General features: G+C 69.1%; 7 protein-coding genes. 1 reads left to right on the top strand and 6 read right to left on the bottom strand.

The window, feature by feature from the left end; all coding sequences use genetic code 11:
• Both DXK21_RS03260 and DXK21_RS03255 read right to left on the bottom strand, forming a co-directional pair.
• Positions 1-2,142 (bottom strand): coiled-coil domain-containing protein (locus DXK21_RS03260; RefSeq protein WP_114816354.1); only part of this gene is annotated, 2,142 nt, incomplete at its 3' end.
• A gap of 148 nt (positions 2,143-2,290) precedes the next feature.
• Positions 2,291-2,470 carry a hypothetical protein gene (locus tag DXK21_RS03255; RefSeq protein ID WP_114816342.1) on the bottom strand — a complete coding sequence of 60 codons (180 nt, stop codon included), beginning with the start codon at positions 2,468-2,470 and terminating at the stop codon, positions 2,291-2,293.
• 154 nt (positions 2,471-2,624) lie between these two features.
• Between DXK21_RS03255 and DXK21_RS03250 the strand changes: the two genes are divergently transcribed.
• Positions 2,625-4,103 carry a phospholipase D-like domain-containing protein gene (locus DXK21_RS03250; RefSeq protein WP_114816341.1) on the top strand — a complete coding sequence of 493 codons (1,479 nt, stop codon included), beginning with the start codon at positions 2,625-2,627 and terminating at the stop codon, positions 4,101-4,103.
• Here the strand turns inward: DXK21_RS03250 and DXK21_RS03245 are convergent.
• From DXK21_RS03245 to DXK21_RS03230, 4 genes are read right to left on the bottom strand one after another with little or no spacing between them, the layout of a single operon-like run.
• Entirely contained in the window at positions 4,088-4,834 is a 747-nt protein-coding gene (locus tag DXK21_RS03245; protein WP_114816340.1) for an endonuclease/exonuclease/phosphatase family protein, read from the bottom strand. The two genes, DXK21_RS03250 and DXK21_RS03245, sit on opposite strands and share 16 nt — an antisense overlap.
• A gap of 44 nt (positions 4,835-4,878) precedes the next feature.
• Complete coding sequence (locus tag DXK21_RS03240; RefSeq protein ID WP_245945081.1) at positions 4,879-5,577, bottom strand: TPM domain-containing protein; 699 nt, start codon at positions 5,575-5,577, stop codon at positions 4,879-4,881.
• The gene (locus DXK21_RS03235) at positions 5,577-6,371 is read right to left on the bottom strand and encodes a TPM domain-containing protein (RefSeq protein WP_114816338.1); all 795 of its coding nucleotides are present in this window, start codon (positions 6,369-6,371) and stop codon (positions 5,577-5,579) included. Before DXK21_RS03235 ends, DXK21_RS03240 begins: the two co-directional genes overlap by 1 nt.
• A 10-nt stretch (positions 6,372-6,381) precedes the next feature.
• Positions 6,382-7,086 carry a LemA family protein gene (locus DXK21_RS03230; protein WP_114816337.1) on the bottom strand — a complete coding sequence of 235 codons (705 nt, stop codon included), beginning with the start codon at positions 7,084-7,086 and terminating at the stop codon, positions 6,382-6,384.
• Positions 7,087-7,218 lie beyond the last annotated feature (132 nt).

The following is a 7,218-nucleotide window of genomic DNA, read 5'->3' as shown; positions in this document are numbered from 1 at the left end:
GGCTGGGGCGGCGGGGGGAGGGGTGTCGTCGCCGGTCGGCTCCAGCCGCAATCGACCACGCAGACCAAAACCGCGTTCTTCGGTTGGCTTGGGGGTGCGCTCGGCGGCGGGCTTCGGCTCCAGCTTGGGCTCGATGGGGCGCGCCTTGTAGCGCGGCGTTTCAGGGACGGGCGCGGACAGCAGGGGCTCGCGGCGGCGTCCGCCGGCGGTGTCCCCCGAAACCACGCCCATGACGCGCACGGCCTCGGTCAGCATCTCATAGTTGCGGCGAACCCGCTCCTGAAAGCCGGATTCCAGGGCTTCAGTCTCGTCCGCAGCCTTTCTGGACGCGGCAGACAGGGCGGCCAGACCGTCCTCGACCGAGGCGCGCACGGCGTCCACGCGGGCGGCGGCTTCTTCGGGCAGACGGCTGGCGCGGTCGTCCATCTCGGCGACGGCGGTCTCGACCTGAGCCAGGGCGGCGGTCATCCGGTGCAGGGTGCCTTCCAGACGCTCGATGACCTTCTCGCCGGTCAGATCGACCATGTCGGCGGTCTGGTTGACGATCTTGCGGGCGCCGTCGATGCGGGCTTCGGCGGCTTCGTCTGCTTTCTGGGCGGCGTCGAACAGGGACTCGCCCAGACGGTCGGCGCGGATCTGAGCCTGTTCGATGGCGGCGGCGGCGGCGGCGCGCTGATCCTCGGCGGTGGCTTGCAGAGCCGACAGGGCGCGGCGGGTTTCCTCGACCAGCAGGTCGCGGGCCTCGGCGGCCAGGGCCTCGAAGCGGTCCAGCGCCAGCTTGGTGGCGTGGTCGAAGCCGTCGGCCTCGCGCTGAGACAGGTCCACAAGCGCGCGGAACTGATCGGCGGCGGCCTCGATCTGGGCCTTGATAGCGGTGCTGACGTCGCCGCTGGTCTGGTTCAGTTCGCTGGCGGCGCTGCGGGTCAGGGACAGCTGCTCGGTGAACTGGGCGCGCTGGCTCTCGATCTGGGCCGAGAAGTCTTCCTGATCGGTGCGCAGGGCGTAGGCGGCGGTGACCAGGGAGGCGCGCTGCTGGCTCAGGCCTTCCTCGACCGACTGGATCTGTTCGGCGACGCCGGTTCCGGCGGTTTCCAGACGCAGGGTCTGGCGGGCCAGGTCGTCGGCGGCGGCGCGTGCGGCGTCCTGGGCTTCATTGGCGGCGGCGGCCAGGTCGGCGGCGCGGGCGGCCAGGGCGGCCTCGGCTTCGCGCAACTGGGTCTGGGCCAGATCCGAGGCGTCCACCACCATGCGCGACTGGCGCTCGACGGCGTCGACGACCCCGGCGGCCTGGCTGTCCAGTTGCACGCCCAGGGCGCCCATCTGCTCACGCTCGCGGCCCAACTGGTCGGCCAGACGGCGGGCCATGCGACCGGCGCCGTCGGCGGCTTCGTTGAGGCGGACGGTTTCCTGAACCAGGGCTTCGCGCAGCAGGCTCATGTCGTTGCGGGCGCGCTCGGCGGCCAAGGCCGCCTGATCGATGTCGCCGCGCAGTGCGGTCAGCACCTGACCCGTCTGATGGGCGGCCAGGGCGGTCGGGCCGACCAGGGCCTCGGCCATGTCGCGGGCGCGGCGGGTCTCGAGGGCCAGGTTGGCGCCCTGGCGTACGGCGTGGGCCAGCATGATGGCCAGACCGGCGGGGGCCAGGGCGATCAGGGCGTAAACGGCCAGACGCAGGGGCTCCAGCGCCACCGCACCCGAACCGAACTCATAGGCGAACCAGGAGGCGACGCCGCCGATCCACAGGGCCGAGGCCACGCCGGCGATCAGATAGGCGTTGCCGCCGGGACGTGCGACGGCGGCGCGACGGCTGGTCGTCGGGGTGGAGACAGGGGCGGGCGGAGGCGTCTCATCGACGACGGCGGGCGGCGCATCGGCCGAAATCGCGAACGGGGGCAGGTCGGATGCTGGCTGGGCGTGCAGGGCGGCGGCGCGCTCCTCGGCCATGCGCTGTTCTTCCAGCAGGCGGCGACGGCGGCGTTCGGACATCGGCTTCTCGGGCTGAGGCGCGCGTTCAAGCTCAAGCGCGTCGTCGAGCACGGGCTCCAGCTCGTCATCAGGCGCGACGACGGGGGCGGAGTCGTCGTGACCCTCTCCCGGTTCCGGGTCGGAAAGGTTGAGCGGCGGCCGATGGCTGGACTTCATGGGGCGTCGATCTCGATCACTATTCGCCGGAAACGCGGCGAGGGCGCGCGGAGGGATTGGACCCTAGCGGCTCGATCCGGCTGCGCAAAGGCTCGGACGCAGGGATTCAGTGGGAAGATCGGGGATGATCGCCGCTGAAAAGACCGGATCAGCAGTCACCGGGCGCGGCGACGGCGATGGTGGCGGTTGGCTTGTCCTTGCAGTCCTGCACGCGCTGGATCTCACGATCGGCGTGGCGCGGGGCGTGCAGGTCGACGCCGAACTGCGACAACGCCGCCGCAGCGAGCATCGCAATCAGGCCAGCCAGCATTTCCAGCAGCATTTGCATAGTCGGCCTTATGGCAGACGCAGGGCCGATTTACAATGAGGCGGCAATATGAAGCGGAGCTGTAGGGCCTCGACTTGGAACGAAAACCGTCGGAGCGTCACTGTAGCCTCGAATGCGTGGCGGATCGTCACGAGAATCAGACAGCTAAGGCCGTATGCACGACCAGGGCGACACCTATGAAGGCAGCCTGCTCGACCCCGGGCGCGACTGCTGGCGCGTGGCGACGGCGCACCGTTTCACGCCGTTGATGGAGAACAACGCCTATTTCGACGCCCTGGCCTCGGCGCTGAAAAAGGCGAAAACTTCGATCGTCGTCCTGGGCTGGCAGTTCGATCCCCGCACGCGACTGGACCCGGAATCCCCTCTGACCGACCGTCGCGGCGAGATCGGTCATCAGCTGCGGATGCTGGTGCGCGAAAAGCCCGATCTGGACGTGCGGCTGCTGATCTGGAAGTCGCCGCTGCTGATCGCCGCCTCGCAGGGCTTCTATCCCCACAAGGCGCAGCGCTGGTTCAGGAAGCGGACGGTGGAGTTCCGCCTCGATCAGCCCGGCATCCTGGGCGCCTGTCACCATCAGAAGGTGGTCGTCATCGACGACAAGGTCGCCTTCTGCGGGGGCGGGGACATCGCCACGGATCGCTGGGACACGGCCGAACATCTGGACGACGACCCGCGCCGCTGCCAGCCCTCGGGCCTGTTCAGCGCGCCGCGGCACGAGGTCATGTGCGTCATGGACGGCCCGGCGGCCAAGGCGCTGGGCGATCTGGCGCGCGAGCGCTGGTATCGCGCAACGTGGGAGCGCACCGTGCCGGAAGAGGTGGCGGGCGATCCGTGGCCCGACGGGGTCGAGCCGGCCCTGACCGACGTGCCCGTCGGCATCGCCCGCACAGAACCGCGCGTCCGGGGGCGGCCCGAGGTGCGCGAGAACGAGGCCCTGCATCTGGAATCCATTCGCCGAGCCAAGCGGCTGATCTATCTGGAGAACCAGTATTTCACCTCGCCGATCATCGCCGCCGCCCTGGCCCAACGGCTGGCCGAGCCGGACGGACCGGAGATCGTTCTGATCTCGACGGGGCGTAGCCCCAGCTGGTTCGACGGATTGACCATGGACACAGCCCGCGCCGAGGTCCTGTACCGACTGGAGCAGGCCGACGCCTACAACCGCTTCAGCGCCTTCAGTCCCAGGACGGCGGAGGGCGACCGCATCATCGTCCATGCCAAGGTGTCCATCATCGACGACCAGTTGCTGCGGATCGGCTCGACCAATCTGAACAACCGCTCACAGGGGCTGGACACCGAATGCGACGTCGCCGTCGAACCGACGACGGACGAGGGGCGCGAGGTGGTGCGGCGTTTCCGTCAGCGCTCACTGGGGCACTTTATCGGAGTGTCGGGCGACACCTTCGCTCAGGCCGAGGCCATCATGGGCTCGGTGGGGCAGGCCATCATGACCTTTGGCTCGGAGCGCATGAGCCTGCTGGGATCGACCCCGCCCTCGCAGGTCGAACGCATGTTCGCCGAATGGCAGTTGGGCGATCCCATGTCGTCAATGGACGCCTGGCGGCCATGGAAACGGCTGAACCGGACGCACCGCACCCGGCCCCGTTCGGAAGGCGGTCAGGCGCCGGGCTGATCCCGGAACTCGAAGTCGATGGCCAGGGGCAGGTGATCGGACGCGGACCGAGCCAGGGGATGCAGCGGCGTCATGGCCCCCGTCACCCTGATCTCCGGGCTGACGAAGCAGTGGTCGATGCGGATGGCGGGGAAGCTGGAGGGGAAGGTCTTCACCGAGGGCTTCAGCCCCAGTTCGCGCTGGGCGTCGGCCAGTCGTCGCGTCAGGGCCTGATAGGGACGAGTGATCGAGGTGGCGTTGAAGTCGCCTGTCAGCAGCGTGGGTCCGGTGCAGCGGGGATCGCCCAGCCAGTCCGGCCCGACCAGGGCCGCCGCCTGCATCCTCTGCTCTCGCGGCACCAGGCCGAAATGGGTGTTGAAGACGTTCAGGATGGTCCCGTTGAAGTCGATGGCCGACCACAGGGCCCCGCGCGGTTCCAGCCCGCGCAGGTTGGGCAGGGTCGGCAGGGCGGCGGCCCGCATCAGGCGTTCTGGGTGCGGGGTCAGGATGGCGTCGCCGTACAGCTCCGCCTCGACCTGCATGGCCGGATGAAAGCGGAAGCTCATCGACAGAAGTTCGGCGATGGCGCTGGCCTGATCGACGCCGTCGGTGCGGGCGCGGCCGACGTCCAGTTCCTGCAGACAGACGATGTCCGGTTCCAGTTCGGCGATCACGGCGGCGACGCGCGCCACGTCCAGCTTGCGGTCGACGCCGACGCAGCGGTGCACATTATAGGTGACGAGTCTGGGCATGGGTCCTTGTCGGCGCGGTCGATCCCGCAGCCTGTCTATCCGCTCTAGATGACAACCAGACGGTCGGGGACCTCGTTGATATCAGCGGATCGCGGCGGAAACTGTTCCGCCAGCACATTTCCGCACAGGGCGATGGCCTGTTGCATCCCCTCGACCGGCTGATTGCGGCGCAGACCTTCGGTGAGGGCGGCGACCGCGTCGGCCCAGACCTCGGGACTGACGCAGGCGTGGATGCCTTCGTCGGCGATGACCTCGACCTGATGATCGGCCAGGGCGGCGAAGATCAGGACCCCGGTGCGGGCTTCGGTGACGTGGAGGCCATGGGCCAGGAACTGCTGCATGGCGGCGCGGCGCACGCGCGTGCGGCGCAAGGGGGCGGGGGTCAGCAGGCGCTTCACCGCCGGGATCAGGGTCAGCAGGAAGACGCCGAGGAAGACCGCCGCCTGCACCAGGGCGTAGGCGGCCAGGGTCTGTCCGATCTCGACCTCGCGCGCGGCGGCGTGGGCGGCCTGCCATTCGGCGCCCCAAAGACCAGGCAGACCGGGCAGCCAGTGGGCGCCGAAGCCGAGCGGGATCAGGGCCAGGGGCAGCAGAAGAGCTGCCGCCGCCGCCCACGCCAGGCTGACGTCGCGATAGGAGGACACCTGTCGCGCCACGACGCAGAAGATCTCGCCGGAGGTGTTTTCCTCGGCGCGGGCGATGGCCTCTGAGACGCGGGCGTGATCCTGTTGTGTGAACTGCATCACCATCCCCCCGAAGCGCCGCCCCAGCCGCCGCGTCCGCCGCCGCGACCCTGGTTCTTCAGCGCCTCGCTGGCGGCCCAGATCAGGATAGGGGTCAGGCCGTCGCCGCCCTTGCCGCCGCGTCGACGTTTGCCGCCCGCCGCCGCCCCGACCAGGCTGACGAACAGGAAGAAGAAGATCAGGAAGATGATCAGGGCCGGCAGGATCGGCGCCTCGCGCTCGCTCGCCGCGCTTTTCGCCTCGGCCGCGCGGGCTTGGGCCTCGGCCGGATCGGCGGTCAACTGGGCGATGACGGCGTCGGTCCCGGCGATGATGCCGGCCGCGTAGTCGCCGGTGCGGAAGGCGGGCAGGATGTCGTCTCGGATGATCATGGAGGAATAGGCGTCGGTCAGGACGCCCTCCAGCCCATAGCCGACCTCGATGCGCACCTTGCGTTCGTTCGGCGCAACGATCAGCAGGGCGCCGCCGTCGTTTTCCTTCTGACCGATGCCCCAGTGGCGACCCAGCTGATAGCCGAAGTCCTCGATTTCCTGATCCTGTAACGAGGACACGGTGACGACGACCAGTTGATCCCCGGTCTGCTGTTCCAGCGAGGCCAGTTTGCCGGTCAGGGCCTGTTCCTGTTCCGGGGTCAGCAGTTGGGCGTCATCGACGACCCGGCCCGTCAGCGTCGGAAACTTGATCTCGGCGGAGAGGGCGGGCAGGGCCGCCAGCCACAGGGCGAGACCGAGCAGCAGCGCCGGGATCAGACCCGGCGCTCGTTTGTCACTCAGGCCGAGGGCTGAAGGGGTCATGTCGGGCTGACTACGCCGCCGGCGCCGGGGCTGCGGCAGGCGGTGTGGAACCGGGCGCAGCGCCTGGCGTCGTCGCCGGCGCGCCGCCACCCGGCTGGGCGCCGGGGACGCCGAGGTTGAAGTTGACGGTCGGGGCGCTCTGGGCCTCGGCGGTGGCCGTGAACAGCTGCATGGGCTTGGAGCCGCCATGCAGTGTCTTGGCCCAGATGACGGTGGGGAAGGTGCGCAAGGTCGTGTTGTAGTCGCGCACGGCCTCATTGTAGTCGCGGCGCGCCACGGCGATGCGGTTCTCGGTGCCTTCCAGCTGGGATTGCAGGGTCAGGAAGTTCTGGTTGGCCTGAAGCTGGGGATAGGCCTCGACCGTCACCAGCAGCCGCGACAGGGCGGACGACAGCTCACCCTGCGCCTGTTGGTATTGCTGGAAGGCGGCGGGGTCGCTGAGGCTGGAGGCGTCGACGTTGATGCTGGTGGCCTTGGCGCGGGCCTCGATCACCTGGGTCAGGGTGGTGCGTTCCTGAATGGCCGCGCCCTGAACCGTGGCGACCAGGTTCGGCACCAGGTCGGCCCGGCGCTGATACTGGCTCTGGACGTCGGCCCAGGCCGCCTCGGCCCGTTCCTGCTTGGTCGGAATGGTGTTGTAGCCGCAACCCGCCACGGCGGGGGTCAGGACGACGACAGCGGCGACGGCCGCGAGACGGGGCGAGAATCCAGCCATGAGTTCCTCCGGCGGTCGGCAGGACCGCTGATCCGCTAAAGACTATCGGAGCGGAAAGGCTCCGCTTCAAGGCTGGAATTTTGACAACCATCTCCCTTCCCCCTCGAGGGGGAAGGGAGATGGTTGTCAAAA

Source organism: Brevundimonas bullata, from assembly GCF_003350205.1.
GTDB lineage: Bacteria > Pseudomonadota > Alphaproteobacteria > Caulobacterales > Caulobacteraceae > Brevundimonas > Brevundimonas bullata.
Note: the sequence above shows the minus strand (reverse complement) of the source record. Positions and strands in the feature narration are given on the sequence as shown.